Raw genomic sequence first — 23132 nt, forward strand, 5'->3', positions numbered from 1 at the left:
AGCAAGTATAATGAAAGGGTGAAAGTTTTAATTGTATTTAATCATCCTGCCCCATATAAAGTAAAGATTTTTAATGAGCTATCAAAATTAATCGATTTAGATGTTCTTTTTGAAAGAACTGCAGCAAGTGATAGACCAAAAGATTTTTACGATGAAAACAACATCCAATTCAATGCAACTTTTCTAAAAGATTGTTATTTTGGTGCTGAAAATACTTTTACTTCTAAAGTTAAAAACTACATAAAAAAACATCATAAAGAATACGATTTAATTATTAAAGCTCCTGGTGTTGTTTTAAAAAATGTGGATATATCAAGTTTTAAAAATAAATTAATAACTTTTTATAATAAAATAAACATACTAAAATTAATTAATTAATTTATTAATTTTAATAATTGATACTGACTTAATAAAACCAAATAATTTAAAAAAAAATTCAAGGGATAGTATGGAAGTAATAAAAAAATTTAAAAACATTGTTATTGGAGCAGGCCCTGCAGGAAGACTTGGATCATTTGAACTTGGGAAATTGGGAGAGGAAACTCTTCTTATTGAAAAGAAATACATTGCAGGAACCTGTCTTAATGAAGGATGCATGGTTGTATGTGCACTTACTGACATCAGCCGTTTCATAAAAAGCTTCAAAAGGTATAATGAAATCGGTTTCATCGATGGAAACATAAGCTTGGATTACAAATCCGCATGTGACAACATCAAAAAGACCCAACTCATGCTTCGCAGACTTAACCAGGAAGAAAATGAAAGCGTGAACAATAATGTCATCTATGGGGAAGCAAGTGTGGAAATAAATGATGAGGATAAGATCATAGTTAAGGTAAAATTGGACAATGACAATGAACTTCAAAGAGAAAATGTGAAAAATAAGGATTATAATATATACGAGGCAGAAAATCTTTTGATAGCTACTGGTGCAAGACCATTTATTCCAAATATCGATGGAGCAAAATATGCTTTGACAAGCAGCGATGTACTTTCCTTAGAGGAAGTTCCAAGTAAATTGAACATAGTTGGTGGAGGAATAATTGCTACAGAATTGTCAAACCTTTTCTCAAGTTTTGGCAGTGAAGTAAAGATTATTGCAAGAAGTGAAATCCTAAAGGATTTGGAACCGGAAATCAAATCTTATGTAGTTAACAAGCTCATTGATGAAGTGGATATACACGAGAACACCAATGTTTTGGAAATCACTGAAAACTCCATCATAACTGACAAGGGAGAGTTTGAAGGAAAAACCTTAATAGCTACTGGAAGAGTACCTAACTCAGAAATAGTTGCAGACATTGTTGAATTAAATGAAGATGGGTCAATTAAGGTGAATGAATTCTTCCAAACCTCAAATCCAAATATCTATGCAGCAGGAGACGTTACAGGAGGAATCACCCTTACTCCATATGCAAGAAAAGAGGGAATCTCAGCAGCAAGAAACATGGCAGGATACTTGAATAAGTTTGATGATATAATCGTTCCGCAATCATTGACATTGGATTTGGATGTGAGCTTCACTCAAAAAGCATCAAAATCTGAAGGCAATGACAACGTAAATGTTGAAGATGTAATCATTCCAGGTCTTGGAGGCCCTCATGCATTCTGGAGAATCCTAAGAGGAGAAACTGGACTTACTAAGGTTTCATTAAATACAGAAACAGAAGAGATAGTGAGAGCAAGTCAAATATCCCCATCCTCAATTGATGATACTGCTTATCTTGCATTCCTCATGAATCTGGGAATAACAAAAGAGGATTTCGATGACTTCCTTGAAGTTCATCCATCTACAGACGCTTATTATAAAATCTTAAAGATCATGTAGATAAAAATAGAAAAAATAGAAAAAATAGAAAAAACAGGAAAAAATTAGTTTAAACATATAAATTGATAAGATAATCTATCTTATCAATGCTTCTTTTTTTAAAAATAGTTTATAAATAAATTAAAAATAAAAAATAAATAAAAATTTAATAAAAAATTATTAAATCTTATTTTACCCAATTAACGAATACATCCTTACGTGGGTTTGGTTCATTTGGCTCTACCTTTTTACCTAAAGCAACACCATACAAAGGAGTGTATCCTTCAGGAATGTGAAGCTTTTTCAAGTTTTCTTCAACACTGAAGTAAATAGCTACAAGACCTAACCAACAGGACCCGATATCCAATCCTTCTGCTGCAAGAAGCATGTTTTCAATAGCTGCAGAACAGTCTGCTTGCATATTTGTTGCATCTGATTTAGCGGATACAAATACAACTGTTGGAGCATTGTGCATAACATTAACACCAGATTCAGCAATTGCTTCAAGGAACTCATCACCTGAATTGGATAAGATATGGAGTACAGAATCATTTATATCTGCAAGGGTTTCCTTGTTTTGAACTACAGTGAAATGCCATGGAGCTTCTCCTCTTGCAGTAGGAGCCATAATAGCGGCTTCCAAAATTTGTTCAATTTGCTCATCTTCAATTTGCTCATCTTTGTAAGCTCTTACGCTTCTACGATTTTTAATGACTTCAAAAATATCACTCATAAGACCACCATAATAAAAATAATGAATTAAAAAATTCAATCAATTCAATAGAACATAATAATTAGCTTAACTTTCTTAAATCAGTCGGTTTTGTTCTAACATCCTTTTCAATTACTCTTTCTAGATTAGGGGAATATGGATTGTAAAGCAATCTTCTAAATCCAAGTGAAATTAATAAATTGTCAGTGACAACTTGCTGACGTTCACCAAGAATGATTTTTCTGAATAAATCACCTAAACCTCCGCCTGTTAAGACATCCATAAACAAATCACCGAAAGTTGGATTGCTTATATGCAATTTATTAATAAGGAATCTAGATAAGTTTCTTCTTCTAATGTATGCAATCAATGCAGTAGTTACTATGAACAATATTAAGGTTCCTACAAATCCTCCAAGAATGTAAAAGCTTATTCCTAAAGCTATTGCAAAGGTATGGTTTCCCACTTCACCTAACATGATTTTTCCTGAATAGTCTAAAGGAGCATATGCTATGCATGTAACTAAAGTGAGCAATGGAACATAATATGCAGGAATCTGTGCTACAGGAGCTACACCTAAAATCAAGGTAGCAAGGATTGTAAAGAAGCTCATTATAATAACTACACTTACTGCAGATCCCGGTTGCATATCTGCAATGTTCATAGGCTGAATCATTAAAGCAACTAAAATAGAAGAAATGCCCATAAGAGGATAACCTAATCCAATAACGCATAACATACCTATTCCTCTTGCAAGCTGTCCTATTTCAATAGGCAAGTTAGCGATTCTTCTTCTACCTATCACATCATCGACAAGAGCACATAATCCCATAACTAAAACAAGATTGTTATATCCTGCAGGCAAGAATAGGCTAATTACAATAAATGGAACTATACCAATCCCACGAGGAGTACCTCCACGCACTGGCTCATATAGATTTCCCATATAACCTCTTTTGCCTAAGAAACGGAATATGATATTCAATGCCCCAGTTCCTAAAAATGTTGCAATAAATACAAATAATAATTCTAAAAACATGTTTAAAATCCTTTAATTTTTTCCTTTAATTTTTTAATGTAATATTAGTATTTTTATAATTTTTATTATATATAATGTTAAGTTTTTAGATATTGGTTAAAATCTATTTTAAAAAGTCTAAAAAATAGCGGTTTAGAAAAATAATGAAAAATGATTTCAATGAATTATTGATAATTAACCAATCAGTTAATGGAGTATCTTAAGATAGCAGCCATACCACCTAATCCCTCAAGCTGTTTTCCACCTTCATGCTGGCTGCTTATGACTAAAACTTCACCAGACATGTTTTCAACCATATCCATGGATTCCTCAAGGTCTTCACTTCTGATTAGATTATCCAAAACCAATAGCTTTTCAATAGCCCCTAAATCGATAGCCTCTTTAACTTGCTTTTTACCATAAACAACTAAATTGGAAGATTTTGCTATTTCCTGAAGGATTTCATTAATTGCGGAAATTTCAAAGGCGACCCTATTTTCAGCAGCCAATTTTTCAACTGTTCCCTTCTTAAGAACCTCATTGATTCCCACTCTTCCACCGGATCCAGTGGCTTCAACTATAGACTTTTTAGCCAAATCCTTATGCTTCAACTCAAGATACTTTAAGAAATCATTCTTATAGAATCCAGGACCTGCCAAAACTATGGTCTGAATATTGTCAAACTTGAGAATATAATCCACAATCTTTTGATAGAATTTCTCAATATTCTTAGCCCTATTCTTATCAATTATCCTTTTTCCGGAAACATTTCCCATAACTGGCCCATAATATTCTATGCCAAATTGCCTCATCAAACCGAAGTCCGCTACATCATCTTCCAATACAACAATGATGGCAGAAAGTTTCTTGGAAGCTTCAATGGCTTGGTTGATTCTCTTCAATGCATAGCCAGACCAATGTTCCTTAAATATCTTAATGGGAGTGTTCAATTTGGCTTCAATTGTATGATGAGATCCAAGAGGAATCAAGTCTTCAGGGCCTTTAATGATTGAACCGATTATCCTAAGCTTTCCGGTAAATATGTGAAAGCTTACATCTTCTACAGAAACACCTAAAGTAAAGGTCTTTTTAACTCCCCTATCACTTCTTAACTTATCTCCAGTATTGTCCTGAATCCTTCTTGTTGTCTTAGAGTATACAGTATCTCCCTCGGCGATTATGTGAGACAGATGCCATAAGTCATCTAAAGTTTCAGGAAGAAGTTCGATAATTCCTTTCTTTCTATCTTGATAAGTTATTTTCATGAATAAACCTCAATTAAAGCATACGAAAATTATAAATTTCTTAAAAATTCTCATTAAAATTAATCAAAAATTATAAAAAACTCAATAGTTATATAATTATTATAACAATATAAAATATGAATATTGGTAATATATAAAATTAAGTAATTTTGAAAAATAATTATCAAAATAAATTTATCAAATAAGTTTATCAAAATCAATGAAAATTATTTTTATCAATTTCTAAAACAAAACTAATAGAGCTAATAAAATGAAAATTGGAATTATTGGAGGAACACGAGGTTTAGGAAGAACCATTGCATGGTATATGAAGGACTTTGACTTCGATGTTACAATTACAGGAAGAGACTCCATTACCGGAAAGCAAGTCGGTGAGGAACTTGGAATAAAATATAGCGACAACAATAAGAAAATTGTTCAAGATAGCGATATCGTGATTATTTCCGTTCCTATTTCAAGCACTGAATCAGTTATAGAGGAATTAGGACCATTTATGAAAGAAGGTTCATTAATGCTTGATGTGACATCCGTAAAAGAGGGGCCTAGTCGTAAAATGAAGGAATGCCTTGCTGAAGGGGTTGAATTCATTCCCACTCACCCAGTCTTTGGTCCAAGAACCACCGATTTGAAAGGGCAAATCATAGTACTTACACCAATTGAAAAGGGAAACTGGTACCCTAAAGTCTACAAGTTCCTTGAAGACAAGGGAATGAGAATCGTGGAAACAACTCCAGAACATCACGATGACATGATGGGAATTGTACAGGTCTTGACTCACTTTTCATATATCTCTACAGCTTCAGCTATTGAAAAACTTCAAATCGACATTAAGGATACCGAAAACTATGAAAGTCCAATTTACAATTTGATGATTGATACAATAGCTAGAATAGTATCCCAAAATCCATATCTTACATACTCAATCCAACATGAAAACAAGCGTGGAGAAAAGATCAGACAAGCCCTTTTTGATTCCATAAGCGAATTGAAAGAAGCATTGACAAATGAGGATGAAGATGAGTTTGTTGAGATAGCTCTTAGGGCAACAAAGCATATGGGAGACATTCAAGCGGCTTTAGGTAGAAGTGATAAGGCAATAAATGCCCTTACCCAAGAATACAATATATTAATGCAATCCATTGGACAGGAAGTAGGGCTTAAGCACATTTATTCAGATAAGATCCATGTTGGAAAAATCAAGGAAATTGATTTGGATTTCGTCTATTTGGAAGATGAAAACGGAAAGGTCAAAAAGCTAAAGGTTTCCAATGCTAAAATGCTGGATGAAGAGGAACTCTTCAATTGGAAAGTCAAGAATCAGAAAATACACACAAGAGACCTTAGCGCACTCTTCAGGAGAAAATCAAATCCTCACATCATCAAAGACACTTTAAAAAGAGTTGATGATGTTGTTGATGTGGAAATAATTGACATTTACAAAGGCGAACCTATAAAAGAAGATGAAATCAGTTACACCTTTTCAATCCAATCATTAAACAAAGAGTCTCTTGAAGAATGTGAAAAACTAATTAAAGGATTCGGTGGAATTACAAGATAAAATTGATTTTATTCATTAATTTATTCATAGAATTAACAATTAAATTTACAAGAAAAGAAGATTTGATGAAATGAATTAAACTGAGGTTAAACCATGAAAATGATTAAGCAAACATTGGGTTTGAATGTAGAGGATTCAAGATATTACATCAAACTGATTATAGAAGCTGTTCTAATCGGTTTATTCTCAGGATTGGTTGTATCACTATACAGATTCGGATTGGACAACAGCGAAAACATCCTATTTTCCACCTTAAAGTACATACAAGGAGACTTCCTATTAACAGTTGCATGGTTTGCAATACTTGCACTCATGGGATTCATCACCGCCCTATTAATGAAATGGGATCCCGACAGTTTAGGAAGCGGAATCCCTATAGTGATGGGTGAAGTTAAGGGATACTTTGATGTATGCTGGTGGAAGACATTGATTGCCAAGTTTCTTGGAGGAACCCTTACAGCACTTGGAGGGCTCTCCTTAGGAAGAGAAGGGCCATCTGTACAATTGGGAGCAATGGCTGCTAAAGGTGTTTCAAAATATCTCCCAAACAGCAAAACAGATGAAAAACGTCTTTTAGTATGTGGAAGTGGAGCAGGGCTTGCAGCTACATTCAGTGCCCCTCTTGCAGGATTCATTTTCACATTAGAGGAAATCAATAAGGGATTTGACAGGTCCATCGTTATTGTAGGATTGGTTTCAGCTGTTGTAGCAGATCTGGTATCAAAAATATTCTTTGGACAAAGCCCAATATTTCCATTCACATCATTGAATCTTCCTTTAAAATATTTTTACCTATTGATTATTTTAGGAATCATTGTTGGAATCTTAGGCTACATTTACAATGTAGGAATGATTAAGGCTTCTGAAATGTGGGAGAAATTGAGTTTCCTCCCATTGGAAGTGAAATACATCATCGTATTCCTCATAACAGGAGCAGTTGGTTTGGTCTTACCTAATGTTCTTGGTGGAGGATACTCCATGATGCATTTGATAGAATATACTTTGCCTCCATTGTCAATACTTATTGTTCTTTTGATTGGAAAATACCTTCTTTTGATTTTCTGTTTCGGTTCAAGTGCACCTGGAGGAATATTCTATCCAGTTCTTGTTATTGGAGCATATATCGGTGCAATATTCAGTGCAATTGTCATTCCAATTTTTGGATTGGACCCAATGATTTCATATAAGTTCATCATGATTTCAATGGCTGCAATGTTTGCAAGTTCCGTTAGGACCCCTATAACCGCAGTTGTATTGATTGCGGAGATGACTGGAGTCACAAACTCACTTGTTGCAATGATTGTAGTGACAATACTTGCATATATCATTCCAACAATTCTTGGAAATGATCCAATCTATGAAACATTGCTTATGAGACTCTTGAAGAAGAATAAGGGAATTGACTTTGATAAGACAAAAAGCGTCTTGGAAGAGTATGTTGTTCCGATGGACTGTGCATTGATAGGAACAAAAATATGGGAACTTCCTATTCCTAAATCCGCTATGGTCGTATCTGTTGTAAGAAGCGGAAACACCTTGATTCCAGATGAGGATTTGGAATTGAAATATGCTGATGAATTGTTCATCATTATGAATCAGAACACATACCCTGACGATAACCAGAATATAGAATCCTTGATTTACAACAATTGGAAAGAGGAATAACTCTTATTTATTATAATTAGAAGAAAAGAAAAAAAGTAAAATGGTGACTAACATGAGAATAGCTGTTGCTTCAACTAATGGAGAAAATGTAGATTTGCACTTTGGAAAAGCAAGATCATTGTATGTTTATGAATATGATGAGGAAGCAGATGAATTCAACTTTATAGAGCAAAGAAATGTTGAAATTGAAGCAGATATGAAACATCAAAATCCGAAAATCATTGAAGCCATCAAAGACTGTGAAGTGGCAATATGCGAACAGTTCGGACCTAAAGCAGCAATCTATGCAGAAGATGCAGGCTTGAAATTGGTAAAGGATGAAGGAACCGTTGAAGAGGTTTTAAGAAAATACATAGACCATGTCAATTTCATGAAAAACATTAAAATCTAAATTATTAATTGGGGTTAAAATGTCTAAAAAAGTTAATTTAAAACCAAGGGCAATGATGTATCCCTCTCCTGCAGTTATTGCCTCTGCTTATGATGAAAATGGAAAAGCAGATGCATGCACACTTGCATTTGCTGCAATGTGTAGCCATCACCCTCCAGCAGTGATGATTGCAATCAATTCAACCGCCAAGCGAAAAACACTTAAAAGCATATTGGAAAAAGAGGAGTTTGTTTTAGGTTTCCCAACAGTAGACCAAGTTGCAGAAACAGATTACATTGGAATGGCATCAGGATACGATGTGGATAAGCTTGAGAAGGTAGGTTTCACTACAACTAAAGCTAAAGAAGTCAATGCACCAATAATAAATGAAATGAAAGTATCAGTTGAATGTAAAGTCATGAATATTGTTGAAGTGGGCAGCCATACTCAAATAACTGGAGAAATTGTAAACATTCAAGCAGATGAAGACGTAATAGGAGAAAAGGGAAAAGTTGATTTGAAATTGCTTAATCCAATAGTTTATGATGATGTTTTATATGACTATCTTGAAGTTGGAGACAAAATAGCTGATGCATTCAATGTAGGAGTTAAGTTTAGAAAATAAATTAAGAGAAAAAATTAAAAAATAAAAAATAAAAATAGAGATTAAAAATAGAAATTTAAATTCTGATTAAAAAAATAAAAATTAAATATTAAAGAACTATTTTTCAGCCCCTTGAAGAGCAATAGGAACATAATCCTTAAACCGTTCATCATCCAACAAGTCTGTATTTTCCAAAAGATACTTGCTTGTTATCTTATTGATTTTAGACAATTTTATTTGGCTATCGATATAACCTTCTTCTTTAATCAATCTAATGAGACCCTTTCCATATGTCAAGGAAGGATCTACAATCCTTTGCCTCATTGAATCAATAAGTGAACGACTGCCAATTCCTAATGTTCTGCACATATCATCAATTTCATCAAGAATTCTCAATCCCCACTCTTCCAAACTGATTTCCTCACCATCTTTAAGCAATTTCATATTATAATCATATGCAGCTTCAGCAGTCATTTCCTCATTGTAAAGAGCTTCTTCTTGCCAATTTTCATAATCTGATTCTTCAGCAATCAAGGTATAAATGAGGAACAAATGAAGGAAATCCATGTCTTTTTTTATTAAACCGCATTTATAAAATGGGTTGATGTCTAAAGTTCTCACTTCAAGATACTGAATTCCATCATTTCTTAAAGATGAAAGAAGGTCACTTGGATCTTTAGGCTTTAATCTGATTTGAGTATATAACTCCTTAGCTTGGGATAAATGGCCTTCATCAATGAAAGACTGAACATCCCTAGCAAATTCATCTACAGAATTGTAACTAGGATATAAATGCTCTAAATTCTTATACCCACATGATGCATTCCTGAATGAAGGGCCCCTTTCACTATAAACCCCTCCACGATTATCGCTATTTTCCATCAATTTTGTACATTCTGGAGTGAAGGTATTGTGAGCTGCAACAGAACATCCTGTAAGGTAAATTATAAGCCAAACATAACGAATGTAATTTCTTGATATCTTTAGATAAAGCCTATTCTTAAATTCCTTATAGGAAATCCTTGAATCCTCATCACTCTCAATCTCACTGATATCCAAATTCTCATATAATTTTTCTATCAGTTCTTCCTTAAATGAAAAGTTAAAATGAATGCCTGAAATCAATTGCTTTCTAAGACCATATTTTTTAGCCAATCCTTTTCTATATTCCATTGACTCTTCTGCTAATTCTCTGCCTTTATATTTTGCAATTGGAATTTCGCTTGAATCCGGAAGGATGCAAGGCAATGACTGGAACCATAGGAACTCATCATCATCCAAAGAGCTGTTGACCAAATCTGACATGAATGAGAAGAATGAAAAGGCTTCATCGATTGTATCAAATGTTGGAGTGATGATCTCTATTTGGCTTTCTGAGAAATCTGTTGTTATGTAAGGATTTGATAATTTGTTTCCAAATATTTCAGGGTGTGGACTAAGTGAGAGCTCTCCATTTTCACGAACTCTTAATCCTTCCCACTCTATACCAAAAGAGCCTTGTTTTAAGTCCTCTGAACTTGCATTCTTATGCAATTGAGATAAATTGAATATCCTATCCATTTTATCACACCTTTTATCCTATAAATCACCATAATCCTTAATGATTTTTTCTAAACTTATTCCTTCTTTCAATGAATCCAATATCCTTTTTCCAGGATTTGTTCTCTCATTTACATTTTTGTATAATGATTCTAAAAAGATTTCCTCACCGAGACCTCTTTCTTTCAATCCATCTTTTGCCAAATCCAAAACATCTCTTGCAAGACCATACAATTCATCCTTATCGATTGAACTTGGAATTTCAGTCCTTATTAATAATTTACGAAGCTCTGTACTGTTATAACAATCGTGAAATACTGGAGCGTAAAAAAATAACTTTTCCAGTTCATTGGTCTTATTTTTTAAGCCTACATGAAAAGCTGCAACAGACATGGAGTCCTTGATAGGTTGAGTGCAAACACTTCTATACTCAAGGGTTCCTCTAAAAGTCAAATTAATAAACTTAAATGCCCTTAGATATTCAATATCATCTAAAGATGGCTTAAACTCAATGTTCCTATAAGATCCTTTGCAATAGCATTCACCTACAATGGAATCACTATTAAAATAATCCTTTAAAGGCATTGAAGGGAAATTAATGTAAATTCCATCCCTCATTACACAGTAAATGTTTAAGGATTCAAGATAGGAAACCAATTCTTGAATACTGTCAAATTCAATATCATACATTCCAATATTATGAGGATTGATTCCATGAGTGCTATACTCCCATAGGTTATCCCTAAAGCAAACATAATCCTCATTATCCTCTAAAAGGACTGAATTTGAAAAGATCAACGCTTTAATCGGCTCCAATTTAGAGAATACATTTATGTTTTCAATCAAATCATCATATGGAACATCCAATTGAACCTGAGATGCACTGGAGAACATGCCGTATCCAGGATAATCATGGAAATACATCAATGAATCTGAATAATTGTCTGCTGACTTCAAATGATTATAAAGCATCAAGTATCTTTCACTTGGAATTGGAATTTCATTATTGTATTTTCTATAAGGGTTTATTCCCATACCGCTCAATGTGTGATTATGCCTTTCAAACTCTTCCTTGATGAAGCTGTAATATTCACTGAATCTTTCATTGATGGTAAATAAGTCCTCTTCCTTACCCATTGCAAATTCAATATTGTTATAGGAACAGTCATAACATACAACATCATCGTTTTCACGATTTCTTAAAGCATAGACATTGCCATCATAATCTATGCCTTCAACTTCAAAAGAATTGAAATGATTCTTAAATGATTCAGTTACACGATGAACTATATCAAAATCCACCGCTTCCTTATTAAGGTTTATTATTGGAACTTCAATTTCTATTCCAATATACTCCTTTTTAGATTTTTTAGTAGATTCCAGAAACATCTGACAGATCTTTTCCCTTATCATTTCATCTGTAATTGCATCATCTACCATTTAATCAACTCCAATTCCAATTTAATTATTCCCAAAAAAGAATAATGTTAATTTCTAAAACATCTAAATTTTCCAATAAATCATCAAAATCCCAAATAATGGGCATCACTAAACATTCATGAAAACATGAATATGATTACCACACATTTTCCTCTTCAACATCACTATTTAAAGTGCTGGCAAAATTCTCAATAAATTTAAGCTGCTCTTCAGTTTCAACATATTCAAATGAATGAGGTTTTGCCTTAAATAATAATTCTCCATCTGAAAAGGAAATTACAGTATTTAACGGCACATCTTTCCAATCATTTGAATCTAAAGCTTGAGTTGAAAAGAAAACACCATTTTCAGTTTTCAAATAGCATAAGGAATTTCTATAATTTGTGTGAACATACATCTGTTCACCATCATAAACAATTAGATTTAATTTATTAGATAAAGCCATAAAGCTTATCAAGTCAGAAACTATGTCAAATCTTTCTTTCAAGCTTAAAGGTTCACCTTTAAATGCTTCAAACTTGTTTATCAAGTCAACAATAGCTAGAAGAATTCTTTCAGAGTCTGTTTCTCCCTCTTCCTCAGTGCGGTATTTACATAAGTCAGGGCAGTCAAAAACAGTCCCATTATGTATAAGAGTCCATCTTCTACCTGCATTGTCTTTTTTAACGAAAGGATGGCAATTGTAAAAGTCCTTCACACCAATAGTGCCTAGGCGAATGTGTGCTAAAGCATTTTTAGAAACAATCGGATTCAATAGAATATTTCCTAGCATGACACTGCTTCTGGCTTTTACAGGCTCTTTGAATACACTGTATTTATCTGAATCTAAAATAGCCAATCCCCAACCGTGAGGATGTTCTTCACAATGACTATAAAACTCTCTTAGATAATCATTAAGCTCTTCTTCCTTTGATGAACTAAATCCAAAGATCTCACACATTTTTTTACCTCCTTTCATTTTTTTTATAAAACAAATTAATAGAAACATAAAAGTTTTATAACAATCGTTATATTTTTTATATTATTTAAATGTTTTAGTATTAAACCAGAATAATAAGAAAATTTTTTAAACATTTTCTAGAAATATACTGGAAACAAATTGGAATATTGAAATATTTTCAAAAATATATAAAGATATGTTTAAAAATATTTTAGAGTATAATAAAAATATGTTAAATATATCTTATAAATATAGCATAAAAAATTAACTAAATACACAAAAATATTAACTAAATACACTAAAAATAAAAATTAGATAAAAATTATAATATTAAAAATATTTATATACTATAAAAATCATAACTAACAATAACCTTTATGGGCGGGTTTTAAACTTATTTAAAACTTTTATGATATTATTTTAATTTAAATGGATTGATTCCAGAGCAGGTAAATTATAGATTATAAAAATTATTAGCTTATAATCAAATTTTATAACTATTTTTGTATCTATTTTTGATATAAGGCCACTTCAGATATCTAAAGTGACATGAGCCCATTGACCTGTGATTTTAATATTATATTTTTTATTTCATCTAATGATTATTCATCATGAGATCAATAAGCATTGGATTTAAAAAAACTTATATCATAGCTAGATTTCTATCCTATTTTATATTATATTATAGTTTAGCCATAGCTATGTTTTATCTTAAATAAAAACAAAATACAATTATTCTAAAAAATAATTACGTCAAAAATATAGAGAGGAATGATATAAATGGCAAAGAAACAAAGACGTAGAGTACGTGACACTTGGAAAGAAAAATCTTGGTACACCATTAAAACTCCTGTAGCATTCGGAGACAAAGAAATCGGTACCACCCCTGCAAGAGACCCTGAACTTGTATACGGAAGAACTGTAGAAGTAACCATGAGAGAATTAACCGGTGACTTCTCTAAACAATACATCAAATTACAATTTGAAGTAAATGATGTAAACGGAAACATCGCAAACACTAAATTCACTGGACACAAAACCACTACTGATTACGTAAGAAGTATGATCAGAAGAGGAACCAGTAGAATCGATGCTCCTGTTATCGTAACTACCCAAGATGATCGTAAATTAAAACTCCATGTATTAGCTGTAACTACCAGAAGAGCAAAATCTTCCCAACAAAAATACATGAGAGAAACCATTAACGAACTAGTTACTAAAGTAGCTTCAGAAAAAACCTTTGATGAACTCGTAGAAAACTCTGTAAACGGTAGATTAGCTTCTGAAATTTACCACAAAGCTAAAAAGATCTATCCTCTTAAAAGAGTGGAAATCATCAAAAGTAAAGTATTAGAATAAATTTTCTAATATTTTATTTTCTTTTTTTATTTACTATTTTAACTATTTTTCATATCCTAATTTTACAGTATTTTTTTGAATTTAAACTATTTTTAACAATATTTACATGTTTTTAACTGATTTTACTCAAATTATTATTTAAAAAAGCCAATTAAAAGCAAAAACTATTTAAATAAGGAAGAATATTTTATTAAATAAATAAAAACATTTAATAAAAATTAGAAACTAAATAATAACTAAGAATAATTAAATTAAGTTTTTGAATAAATTTTTAAAAAGAATTTATTAAAATAAATAAATTAAATAAATAAAATTAATTAAACTTAATAATTACTTATAGAAGTGATTCTATGCATGAAGCATTTGTAATAAATTGGGGATATGTCATACTTCTGTTTATTTTAGGTGGAATAAGCTATAAAAGAAAAAGCTTAGACTTATTAGGTTCCCTTATAATGATATTTATGGGAATTACAATCATCTTTTCAGCAGGAGTGCCATGGTTCATTTTAATCGTCCTGTTCTTTGGTTTAAGCATATTTGCCACACGCTTTTCAAAACCATACAAGAAGGAAATCGGACAATATGAAAAGACAAGAACTGCAAAGAATGTAATCTCAAATGGATTGGTTGCTTTTCTAATGGCAGCATTTGGAAGCTATTATCTTCCTTTAGCAGGAGGATTCATTGGAGCAGTTGCTACAGCTACAGCAGATACATTAGCTAGTGAAATAGGCGTTCTTCAAGAACCTCGCTTAATAACCACTTTCAAGAAAGTGCCTCCTGGAACTGATGGTGCAATATCTATTTTAGGAACTTCCGCAGCAATTGTAGGTGCAGGAATAATTGGAATTGCTTCATTCTTATTAGGGGTCATTTCAGATCCTTTAATAGCTATTAAGATTTCAGTTATCTCAGGAACTTTAGGTTGCTTTATTGACAGTATCCTTGGGGCAGTTCTCGAGAGAAGACATTACATAAACAATGAACATGTCAACTTGCTTGCTACCATCTGTGGGGCAATCATTGGTATCATTTCTGTAATGTAAAAACTTTAATTTTTTCATTTTTTAAACATTTTAACTCTTTTTTTCAAAACTTTTTTTAATTTTTATTTAAAAGATATTTTAAAAGATATTTTAAAAGATATTTTATAAAGTAATATTTAATATTTTAAGTTTTTTCTCAATTTTACTTAATACAAATAAAATTTCAACTACTTTTTCAAGTTTTTTAAAAAAATATCCACTAAAATAAAAACAAATTTTATAAGCATATAAATTCATATATTTTATTAATAGTAAATATTAATTGATTTAATATTACTTTTTAAATATTCAGATATTTATTCAAATCGAAAATAAAAATTTTAATGAAAAATTAGAATTTTAATAAAAAATTAAAAATTAAATAAATAACTTTATTTCTATTTCAATTTATTGTGATGGTGAAAATATGAAAGGATTAATATTGGTTATGGATGGGATGGCAGGCCGTCCTTTGAAAGAGCTTAACAATCAAACTACACTACAAGCAGCTAAAACTCCAAATATGGACAAAATGGCAGAAAGAGGAATTACCGGATTAATGGATTCAATTGCTCCTGGAATCATTCCAGGAAGTGATACAGCACACTTATCCATTTTAGGCTACAACCCATATGAAGTATACACTGGAAGAGGCCCATTTGAAGCTGTTGGTGTTGGCGTAGATGTTATTCCTGGAGACATAGCATTCAGATGCAACTTTTCAACATCCGATGAAGATGGAATAATTACAGATAGACGTGCAGGAAGAATTAGAGAAGGAACCGATGAGATCATAGCAACCTTGAACACAATGAAAATTGAAGGCTATGAAGACATTGAAATCATCTTTAAGGAATCAACTGGACACAGAGCAGTTTTAGTGCTTAGAGGAGAAGGATTATCCGGTAAAGTAAGCGATGCAGATCCTAAAGTGGAAGGAAACAAACCTAAGACAGTTAAAGCTCTTGATGGAAGTCCAGAAGCAGAAAAAACTGCAGACTTATTAAACAAATTAGTAATTAAATCTTATGAAATGACTAAAGACCATCCAGTAAATCTCAAAAGAATAGAAGACGGTGAAGCACCTGCAAACATAATCATTCCTCGTGGTGCTGGTGAAGTTCCTGAAGTTGAATCAATAAATGACAAATATGAAGTGAACTCTGCATGCATTGCAGAAACCGGGCTCATTATGGGTATTGGTCGCTTTGCAGGAATGGACATCATTGAAATGGAAGATGTTACTGGTGGAACTGACACAAACCTCGAAAACATCAGAGACACAATCCTAGACCAAGTAAACAATAGTGAACATGACTTCTTCCTAATAAATATTGATGGTGCAGATGAAGCAGGCCACGATGGTAATGCAGAGGAAAAATTGAAATTCATTGAAAAGGTTGACGAGGTTGTAATGAGCGAACTCCTTAAATTGGAAGATTGCTATATATTCTTAACTGCAGACCATTCAACACCTATTTCAGTTAAAAACCATTCAGGAGACCCAGTCCCTATCTTAATCAACGGTCCTGAAGTTAGAGTGGATGACGTTTGTGAATACAATGAATTTGCTGTTGCAAAAGGTGGAATGTGCAGAATCAGAGGTGCTGATGTGATGAATATCATGACTGATTTAATGGGATATGCACATAAATTCGGAGCTTAAAATCAATAAACTAATGATGATTATATTTCACCATTTAATTCGATAAAGGGAGTTAAATCATGACAAATAAAAAACTATTTGGAACTTCTGGAATCAGAGGTAAAATCGGTTCAGAGATTAACTCAGAACTAGCATTGAAAATAGGAAAATCACTTGCTAAATACTTAAACAACACTGGAAAAGTTGTTATCGGTTATGATACCAGAACCACCAATAGAATGTTGGAACAGGCCATTACCGCAGGACTCATTGAACATGGAGTGGATGTTGTTAAGATAGGTATGGTGCCAACCCCTCTTGTAGGTTATGCAACTTTAAAACTTGATGCTGACGCAGGAATAATGCTTACTGCATCTCACAACCCATCACAGTACAATGGAATAAAGCTTTGGAATAAGAACGGAATGGCTTATACCCCAGAACAGGAAGAGAAAATAGAGGAAATCTATTATAATCAAGATTTCGGTAAAGTGGAATGGGACAAAATAGGTATTATAAGCCATAACGATGAAATCAAAAAGCAATACATCGATGACTTATTGGATATTGTTGACATTAAGCCTGGACTTAAAGTGGTTATTGACTGTGCATGCGGTGCAGGATCCGAACTTTCACCTATCGTATTCAGGAAAGCAGGATGCGAAGTGATTACCTTGAATTCACAAGTTGATGGATTCTTCCCAGGAAGGAACCCTGAACCTAATGAAGCAAATCTCTCAAGCCTAATGAAAGCGGTTGTAGCAACCGAATCCGATTTGGGAATTGCACACGACGGTGATGCAGACAGAATGATTACCGTTGATGAAAAGGGAAGAGTTTCTGAGTTCGATAAACTTTTAGCACTTGTTTCAAAGAAATTCGGCGGAACTGTTGTAACCACTGTCGATGCAGGATTATGCATGGATGAAGCAATGGAAGAAGTCGGAGGAAAAGTTCTTAGAACCAAAGTAGGTGACGTAAACGTTGCTGAAGTCATGATTGAAGAAAATGCAAGCTTTGGTGGAGAACCATCAGGTACTTGGTTGCATCCAGACTTCTGCATGTGCCCAGATGGAATATTGTCTGGTCTTAGAATGGCAGAAATCGTTTCCAAGGAAGGAAAATTATCCGAACTTCTTGAAAAGTTCCATCAATACCCTCATATGAGAGAAAAGGTAATCTGTTCCAAAGAAGAGAAATTCAAAGTCATGGAAAACATGGAAAATCTTTTAAAAGGTGCATTTGATGACATAAAGGACATCAATACAATCGATGGAATCAGATTAAGCTTCAATGATGGAAGCTGGGTTTTAGTCAGACCTTCTGGAACTGAAGATTATGTGAGAATAACTTTAGAAGCTAAAACAGAAGAAAAGGCTGAAGAAATCAAAGAAACTTGCATTAAAATCATTAAAGAGAATATTTAATTATTCTCTAAATTTTTTTATGAAAAAATAAGTAGTTTTGATGATTGCGAATTAAATTTTTGTAAATAAATTTTAAAAAGTAAAATAGCAATCGAGAAAATAAGGACAGGAAAATAGCTAAAAAAATAGCTAAAAAAATAGCTAAAAAAATAGCTAAAAAAATAGCTAAAAAAATAAAAAAGAAAAAGTTTTAATCAAGCGTTAAAACTTGAAGAATTATCCGAAAACTTATTCATCTTCGGTAATAATTCCTTCAATACCTGCAGCACATTGAGGGCATACCCAGTCATCAGGGAAGTCTTCGATAGGTCCTGCTGGTACTTTGTAAGTTTCATCTCCGGTTTCAGAGTCCCAAGTGTATTCACAATGCATACATACATATTTTACCATATAATCACCTTTTTAAATTTAATTAATCAAATAATTAGTTAATTAACTATAATTCTATTATGTACAAACTTATATAAAAAACTTTTTCAATTAATATGGTTCTTAATCAATCAAACATTTTTCACATAGAATTCCATATAGTATTTATATATAAAAATATAAAAAATGAAATAATTTAAATAATTATTTAAATGAATAAAAAGTAATATAAAAATAAGGTATCTAATATTGATTTAAAATATTAAAATTTCATTGAAAAAAAATATTTTTTAACAATGTAGATTTAGTTTAAAACACGATTAAATAATAAATTAAAAATTAGTAATTTAATGATTAAATCACCACTAGATTAAAAAAAAAAAAAAAAATAAATTAATAATTATTGGGAGGAATTAGGTGAAAGCTATAATCTTAAGTGCAGGTGAAGGAACAAGAATGAGACCTTTGACTCTCACAAAACCTAAAACAATGTTGCCTGTTGCTGGAAAACCTATTATTCAATATAATATAGAGGCACTGCGAGACTGTGGTGTGAAAGACATTCTTCTTATTGTAGGATATAAGGAAGAAATTGTTAGAAATTACTTTAAGGACGGTTCCCATCTTGGAGTGAATATCAGTTATGCTACACAAAGCAAATTGGAAGGAACTGCAGATGCAATTGGCTATGGAAAAGACTTCATTGAAGATAGCTTAATCACTCTTAATGGAGATATCATATTGGATGTGGACATCCTTAGTGAAATCATTGAAGATTATGAAAAATCAAAACCGGACACATTAATGGTTCTTACAGAAGTTGAAGATCCAAGTGCATTCGGTGTTGTTGAATTGGATGGAGACAACATCATTAATATTGTTGAAAAGCCTAAAAAAGGTGAAGCTCCAAGTAATTTGATTAACACTGGAATCTATATTTTCAATAAGGACATCTTTGATAAAATTGACAAGACTGAAGTTTCTCCAAGAGGAGAATACGAAATCACAGATTCCTTATCCCTTCAAATAGCTGATGGAAAAGTAGTTAAAGGACATAAAACCACTAAAGAATGGATGGACATCGGAAAGCCATGGGAATTGATTGAAATCAACGAAGAATTGCTCAATCATATTGAAGGGGAAATCAAAGGAACTGTCGAAGAGGGAGTTACAATCCATGGAGAAGTATTTTTAGATGAAGGCAGCCTTCTCCGTTCTGGAGTTTACATTAAAGGTCCTGTTTACATCGGTAAAAACTGTGACATTGGACCAAACTCATACATTAGAGGAAATTCCTACTTTGGAGATAACGTCCACATAGGTAATGCTGTGGAAATCAAGAACTCAATCATTATGGAAAACACCAATGTAAGCCATTTAAGTTATGTAGGTGACTCCATTTTAGGTTCCAACTGTAATATTGCAGCTGGAACAAACATTGCTAATTTACGTTTTGACAATAAGACTGTAAAAACAACTATTAAAAATAAGAAAACAGATACTGGAAGACGTAAATTAGGTGCGATTGTAGGAGACTCTGTAAAAACTGGAATCAACTCAAGCTTAAGCCCTGGAGTCAAGATAGGGGTGAGGGCTACAATCGGTTCTGGTGTCTTATTGTATGAAGACTTAGAGTCCGACATGAGAGTCTTGGTTAAGCAAGAGCATATTTTCCAAAACAAAAAGGAAACTGGACAAATCTCTTTGGAAGAAGCAGAAGAGAATAAAGAATAATGAAAAATTAATGAAAATTATATTAATTAATTTTCAATTTTAAAAAAAATAACTAAAAATTATTAATAAAATAATGCAATTATATTTATTAATTCATATGATTAATAAAAAAAATTAAAAGAGGAGTATATTATGAAACTCAATGACCCCGTAAAAATATTCCCTGGTGCACAAGTAATCGGTGATGTTGAAATTGGTGAAAACTGTTCCATTTGGCATGGTGCAGTTATTCGAGGAGATGTAGGTCCTATAAGAATTGGTAAAAACTCCAATGTGCAGGACAACTGTGTTCTTCACACTTCAGCAAACTTGACTCTTAAGATTGGAGACAATGTGTCCATAGGACATGGTGCTGTAGTTCATGGATGTGAAATTGATGACAATGTTCTTATAGGAATGAATGCCACTGTTTTAAATGGTGCTAAAATTGGAAAGAACTCCATTGTAGGTGCTGGAGCAGTAGTCAGTGAAAATAAGGTATTTCCAGAAAACAGCTTAATATTAGGAGTTCCTGGAAAGCTTATTAAGGAAACTACACAAGAACAAAGAGACCATATTATTTGGAATGCATCACACTATGTTGAACTTGCAAATGAATACGATGATTAAATCATCTATTCATCAACTTTTTTTATAAATAAATTTAAAATTTATAATCATCTTATCATAATGCTAATTAAATGCTGGCTATCAAAGATTAAAAAATATTCAAGAAGGTAAAATAATGAAAGTACGTAAAGAAGTAGAGGAATTAGACCCTTATGTTCCTGGGAGATCAAAAGAGGAAATCGCACAGGAATTTGGAGTTAAAAAAGAAGATATCATCAAATTGGGATCTAATGAAAACCCATGGGGACCATCTCCAAAAGTAAAGGAAGCTATTGAAAAAGAACTTGCAAACATTAACAGATACCCTGAATCCGATTTGGAAGAACTTAAAAAGGAATTTGCAAGATACTCCAATGTAAAGCCAGAACAGATAATCGTTGGAGGAGATGGTGCAGATGAGCTTATTGACACTTTAGCAAAAACCTTCATTGAACCTGGTGACGAATTTATAGTCCCTTTACCTTCTTACATGTATTATGAATTCTTATTCAAGCCATATGGTGCAATTCCAAATTATGCAAAATGGAATTTGGAAACAAATACCCTTGATTTGGATTCTGTACTCAATGCAATAAATGAAAAAACAAAGATGCTATTCCTATGCACACCAAATAACCCAACTGGAGCATTGATTTCACAAGATGAGTTAAGAGCAATTCTCGATAAAACCAATAAATCCAAAGGCGGAGTTTGTGATGCAGTAGTTGTAATAGATGAAGCGTACTTTGAGTACTCCCTAACCAACAATGTAAACCTTTTAGATGAGTATGACAATATTTTCATTCTTAGAACAATGTCTAAAGTAATGGGGCTTGCAGGAATGAGAATAGGCTATGGTATTTCAAGCAAGGAAATCATTGAATTCATGCACAGGATCAAGCCTGTCTTCTCACTTACAAAACTTTCATATATAGCTGCTCTCACTACAATAAAAGACACAGAATACATTGAAAAGTCCATTAAGGATGGAATAGAAAGCAGAGATTTCCTATATGATGAGATATCAAAAATGAAATCCGTTAAAGTCTATAAATCATATTCCAATTTCATGTTGATTGACATTCATGATACAGGTTACACAGCTGCAGAGATTACAAGAGAATTCATGAAAAGGGGAATGATTGTAAGGGATTGCACTTCCTTTAAGGGATTAGACGAATATTACTTTAGGATAAGCATTTGTACATTGGAAGAAGATAAGAAATTCCTAGAAGTTATGAGAGAAATATTGAATGAATAAATTAAAAATGAAAAAATACTAACTATAATATTAAAGGTTTGATAAAATGGAATACAGCGTTACAGTAACATCATCAATTGAATATCCGAAAAATATGTCTTTTGTAATATTCTTAGCAAAATGCCCTCTAAGATGCCCATATTGCAGCAATAGCGAAATATTGGAAGAGGGAACTGAAATCAGTCTGGAAGAGATATATGAAAAGATTGATGATTCTGCAATGTTTATGGATGCTGTTGTTGTTTCAGGCGGAGAACCTTTAGTCCAATATGAAGATGTTATTGAAATCTTCAAATATGTTAGGGAAATTGGCCTTAAGACCAAATTGGATACAAGTGGAGTTTACCCAGATAGACTTCAAAAAATACTTGATTTAGGATTAGTGGATTATGTGGCTATGGATGTTAAGGCTCCATTCGACAAATACAATGAAGTCATCAATGCAGACATTGGGCAAAAGGTAAAAGAATCCATGGAAATTGTAAATAGATATGATGATATCACTTTAGAATGCAGAACAACTTATTGTCCAAAATTGCTCACAGAAGAAGACCTTTTTACAATAGTTGATGAAGTTGAATGTGACTTATACACCATTCAGCAATTTAGAAACAGATGCGTTTTAGATGAATCATTGGCAGATGCAGAAGAGCCAAACCCTCATGACATGGAGGATATCGCTAAAAGGATCAAAGAGGCATATCCTAATCAGGACATAAATGTGAAAACTGCAGAATTTGGTCAAAAAAGCATTTAAATAGCTATTTAAAAATTGTTCATATTCATAAGTTCAATTGAAATCA

At 32.5% G+C, this 23132-nt stretch carries 21 protein-coding genes; 14 read left to right on the forward strand and 7 right to left on the reverse strand.

Annotated features, from left to right (window positions below; genetic code table 11):
• Window positions 1–378, forward strand: a 378-nt coding sequence (locus Q0409_RS07195) for a hypothetical protein (protein ID WP_298536465.1), incomplete at its 5' end; no start/stop codon positions are given.
• 70 nt (window positions 379–448) lie between these two features.
• Window positions 449–1828, forward strand: a complete 1380-nt coding sequence (locus tag Q0409_RS07200; protein ID WP_298536467.1) for an NAD(P)/FAD-dependent oxidoreductase — start codon at window positions 449–451, stop codon at window positions 1826–1828.
• A 166-nt stretch (window positions 1829–1994) separates the two neighbouring features.
• On the opposite strand, the gene Q0409_RS07205 is transcribed toward Q0409_RS07200, so the two are convergent.
• From Q0409_RS07205 to Q0409_RS07215, 3 genes are all read right to left on the reverse strand, one after another.
• The gene (locus Q0409_RS07205; protein WP_298536469.1) at window positions 1995–2540 is read right to left on the reverse strand and encodes a nitroreductase family protein; all 546 of its coding nucleotides are present in this window, start codon (window positions 2538–2540) and stop codon (window positions 1995–1997) included.
• A gap of 61 nt (window positions 2541–2601) precedes the next feature.
• Window positions 2602–3558, reverse strand: a complete 957-nt coding sequence (locus Q0409_RS07210; RefSeq protein ID WP_298536471.1) for a cell wall biosynthesis protein — start codon at window positions 3556–3558, stop codon at window positions 2602–2604.
• A 182-nt stretch (window positions 3559–3740) separates the two neighbouring features.
• A complete protein-coding gene (locus Q0409_RS07215) occupies window positions 3741–4802 on the reverse strand; it encodes an mRNA surveillance protein pelota (protein WP_298536473.1) in 1062 nt (353 codons plus the stop codon).
• Window positions 4803–5052: 250 nt separating this feature from the next.
• Here Q0409_RS07215 and Q0409_RS07220 point away from each other — a divergent pair, with 250 nt between their 5' ends.
• From Q0409_RS07220 to Q0409_RS07235, 4 genes are all read left to right on the forward strand, one after another.
• Window positions 5053–6360, forward strand: coding sequence for a prephenate dehydrogenase (locus tag Q0409_RS07220; RefSeq protein ID WP_298536475.1), 1308 nt, complete (start codon window positions 5053–5055; stop codon window positions 6358–6360).
• Between the two features lie 93 nt (window positions 6361–6453).
• The gene (locus tag Q0409_RS07225) at window positions 6454–8025 is read left to right on the forward strand and encodes a ClC family H(+)/Cl(-) exchange transporter (protein ID WP_298536476.1); all 1572 of its coding nucleotides are present in this window, start codon (window positions 6454–6456) and stop codon (window positions 8023–8025) included.
• A gap of 52 nt (window positions 8026–8077) precedes the next feature.
• On the forward strand, window positions 8078–8416 hold the full coding sequence (locus Q0409_RS07230; RefSeq protein ID WP_298536478.1) for a NifB/NifX family molybdenum-iron cluster-binding protein: 339 nt from the start codon (window positions 8078–8080) through the stop codon (window positions 8414–8416).
• A 19-nt stretch (window positions 8417–8435) separates the two neighbouring features.
• On the forward strand, window positions 8436–9020 hold the full coding sequence (locus tag Q0409_RS07235) for a flavin reductase family protein (RefSeq protein WP_298536480.1): 585 nt from the start codon (window positions 8436–8438) through the stop codon (window positions 9018–9020).
• Between the two features lie 96 nt (window positions 9021–9116).
• Here Q0409_RS07235 and Q0409_RS07240 read toward each other — a convergent pair whose 3' ends face one another.
• The 3 genes from Q0409_RS07240 to Q0409_RS07250 form a co-directional block, all read right to left on the reverse strand.
• The gene (locus tag Q0409_RS07240) at window positions 9117–10559 is read right to left on the reverse strand and encodes a glutamate--cysteine ligase (protein ID WP_298536482.1); all 1443 of its coding nucleotides are present in this window, start codon (window positions 10557–10559) and stop codon (window positions 9117–9119) included.
• An 18-nt stretch (window positions 10560–10577) separates the two neighbouring features.
• Window positions 10578–11978: a hypothetical protein gene (locus Q0409_RS07245; protein WP_298536484.1), complete on the reverse strand. Its 1401-nt coding sequence runs from the start codon at window positions 11976–11978 to the stop codon at window positions 10578–10580.
• 136 nt (window positions 11979–12114) lie between these two features.
• Entirely contained in the window at window positions 12115–12918 is an 804-nt protein-coding gene (locus tag Q0409_RS07250) for a class II glutamine amidotransferase (RefSeq protein ID WP_298536486.1), read from the reverse strand.
• A gap of 780 nt (window positions 12919–13698) precedes the next feature.
• Here Q0409_RS07250 and Q0409_RS07255 point away from each other — a divergent pair.
• The 4 genes from Q0409_RS07255 (at window position 13699) to glmM (ending at window position 18377) form a co-directional block, all read left to right on the forward strand.
• Window positions 13699–14277, forward strand: a complete 579-nt coding sequence (locus tag Q0409_RS07255; protein WP_298536487.1) for a 30S ribosomal protein S3ae — start codon at window positions 13699–13701, stop codon at window positions 14275–14277.
• A 350-nt stretch (window positions 14278–14627) separates the two neighbouring features.
• Entirely contained in the window at window positions 14628–15326 is a 699-nt protein-coding gene (locus tag Q0409_RS07260) for a TIGR00297 family protein (protein WP_298536488.1), read from the forward strand.
• Between the two features lie 406 nt (window positions 15327–15732).
• Complete coding sequence (locus Q0409_RS07265) at window positions 15733–16971, forward strand: 2,3-bisphosphoglycerate-independent phosphoglycerate mutase (protein WP_298536489.1); 1239 nt, start codon at window positions 15733–15735, stop codon at window positions 16969–16971.
• A gap of 59 nt (window positions 16972–17030) precedes the next feature.
• Entirely contained in the window at window positions 17031–18377 is a 1347-nt protein-coding gene (gene glmM, locus Q0409_RS07270; protein ID WP_298536490.1) for a phosphoglucosamine mutase, read from the forward strand.
• A gap of 228 nt (window positions 18378–18605) precedes the next feature.
• Here glmM and Q0409_RS07275 read toward each other — a convergent pair whose 3' ends face one another.
• Entirely contained in the window at window positions 18606–18767 is a 162-nt protein-coding gene (locus Q0409_RS07275) for a rubredoxin (protein ID WP_074798578.1), read from the reverse strand.
• A gap of 396 nt (window positions 18768–19163) precedes the next feature.
• Between Q0409_RS07275 and glmU the strand changes: the two genes are divergently transcribed.
• The 4 genes from glmU (at window position 19164) to Q0409_RS07295 (ending at window position 23086) form a co-directional block, all read left to right on the forward strand.
• Complete coding sequence (gene glmU / locus Q0409_RS07280; protein ID WP_298536491.1) at window positions 19164–20480, forward strand: bifunctional sugar-1-phosphate nucleotidylyltransferase/acetyltransferase; 1317 nt, start codon at window positions 19164–19166, stop codon at window positions 20478–20480.
• Window positions 20481–20612: 132 nt separating this feature from the next.
• Window positions 20613–21089 (forward strand): gamma carbonic anhydrase family protein, encoded by a 477-nt coding sequence (locus Q0409_RS07285; RefSeq protein ID WP_298536493.1) that lies wholly within the window; start codon window positions 20613–20615, stop codon window positions 21087–21089.
• A gap of 115 nt (window positions 21090–21204) precedes the next feature.
• Complete coding sequence (gene hisC, locus Q0409_RS07290; protein WP_298536494.1) at window positions 21205–22329, forward strand: histidinol-phosphate transaminase; 1125 nt, start codon at window positions 21205–21207, stop codon at window positions 22327–22329.
• Between the two features lie 46 nt (window positions 22330–22375).
• Window positions 22376–23086, forward strand: coding sequence for an anaerobic ribonucleoside-triphosphate reductase activating protein (locus tag Q0409_RS07295; RefSeq protein WP_298536496.1), 711 nt, complete (start codon window positions 22376–22378; stop codon window positions 23084–23086).
• The last annotated feature ends 46 nt before the right edge of the window (window positions 23087–23132 follow it).

The organism is uncultured Methanobrevibacter sp. (genome assembly GCF_937898925.1).
Lineage (GTDB): Archaea > Methanobacteriota > Methanobacteria > Methanobacteriales > Methanobacteriaceae > Methanobrevibacter.

Coding starts and splice junctions, on each gene's coding strand:
- Q0409_RS07200 (WP_298536467.1), top strand. CDS start 449: ATGGAAGTAATAAAAAAATTTAAAAACATTGTTATTGGAGCAGGCCCT.
- Q0409_RS07205 (WP_298536469.1), bottom strand. CDS start 2,540: ATGAGTGATATTTTTGAAGTCATTAAAAATCGTAGAAGCGTAAGAGCT.
- Q0409_RS07210 (WP_298536471.1), bottom strand. CDS start 3,558: ATGTTTTTAGAATTATTATTTGTATTTATTGCAACATTTTTAGGAACT.
- Q0409_RS07215 (WP_298536473.1), bottom strand. CDS start 4,802: ATGAAAATAACTTATCAAGATAGAAAGAAAGGAATTATCGAACTTCTT.
- Q0409_RS07220 (WP_298536475.1), top strand. CDS start 5,053: ATGAAAATTGGAATTATTGGAGGAACACGAGGTTTAGGAAGAACCATT.
- Q0409_RS07225 (WP_298536476.1), top strand. CDS start 6,454: ATGAAAATGATTAAGCAAACATTGGGTTTGAATGTAGAGGATTCAAGA.
- Q0409_RS07230 (WP_298536478.1), top strand. CDS start 8,078: ATGAGAATAGCTGTTGCTTCAACTAATGGAGAAAATGTAGATTTGCAC.
- Q0409_RS07235 (WP_298536480.1), top strand. CDS start 8,436: ATGTCTAAAAAAGTTAATTTAAAACCAAGGGCAATGATGTATCCCTCT.
- Q0409_RS07240 (WP_298536482.1), bottom strand. CDS start 10,559: ATGGATAGGATATTCAATTTATCTCAATTGCATAAGAATGCAAGTTCA.
- Q0409_RS07245 (WP_298536484.1), bottom strand. CDS start 11,978: ATGGTAGATGATGCAATTACAGATGAAATGATAAGGGAAAAGATCTGT.
- Q0409_RS07250 (WP_298536486.1), bottom strand. CDS start 12,918: ATGTGTGAGATCTTTGGATTTAGTTCATCAAAGGAAGAAGAGCTTAAT.
- Q0409_RS07255 (WP_298536487.1), top strand. CDS start 13,699: ATGGCAAAGAAACAAAGACGTAGAGTACGTGACACTTGGAAAGAAAAA.
- Q0409_RS07260 (WP_298536488.1), top strand. CDS start 14,628: ATGCATGAAGCATTTGTAATAAATTGGGGATATGTCATACTTCTGTTT.
- Q0409_RS07265 (WP_298536489.1), top strand. CDS start 15,733: ATGAAAGGATTAATATTGGTTATGGATGGGATGGCAGGCCGTCCTTTG.
- glmM (WP_298536490.1), top strand. CDS start 17,031: ATGACAAATAAAAAACTATTTGGAACTTCTGGAATCAGAGGTAAAATC.
- Q0409_RS07275 (WP_074798578.1), bottom strand. CDS start 18,767: ATGGTAAAATATGTATGTATGCATTGTGAATACACTTGGGACTCTGAA.
- Q0409_RS07285 (WP_298536493.1), top strand. CDS start 20,613: ATGAAACTCAATGACCCCGTAAAAATATTCCCTGGTGCACAAGTAATC.
- hisC (WP_298536494.1), top strand. CDS start 21,205: ATGAAAGTACGTAAAGAAGTAGAGGAATTAGACCCTTATGTTCCTGGG.
- Q0409_RS07295 (WP_298536496.1), top strand. CDS start 22,376: ATGGAATACAGCGTTACAGTAACATCATCAATTGAATATCCGAAAAAT.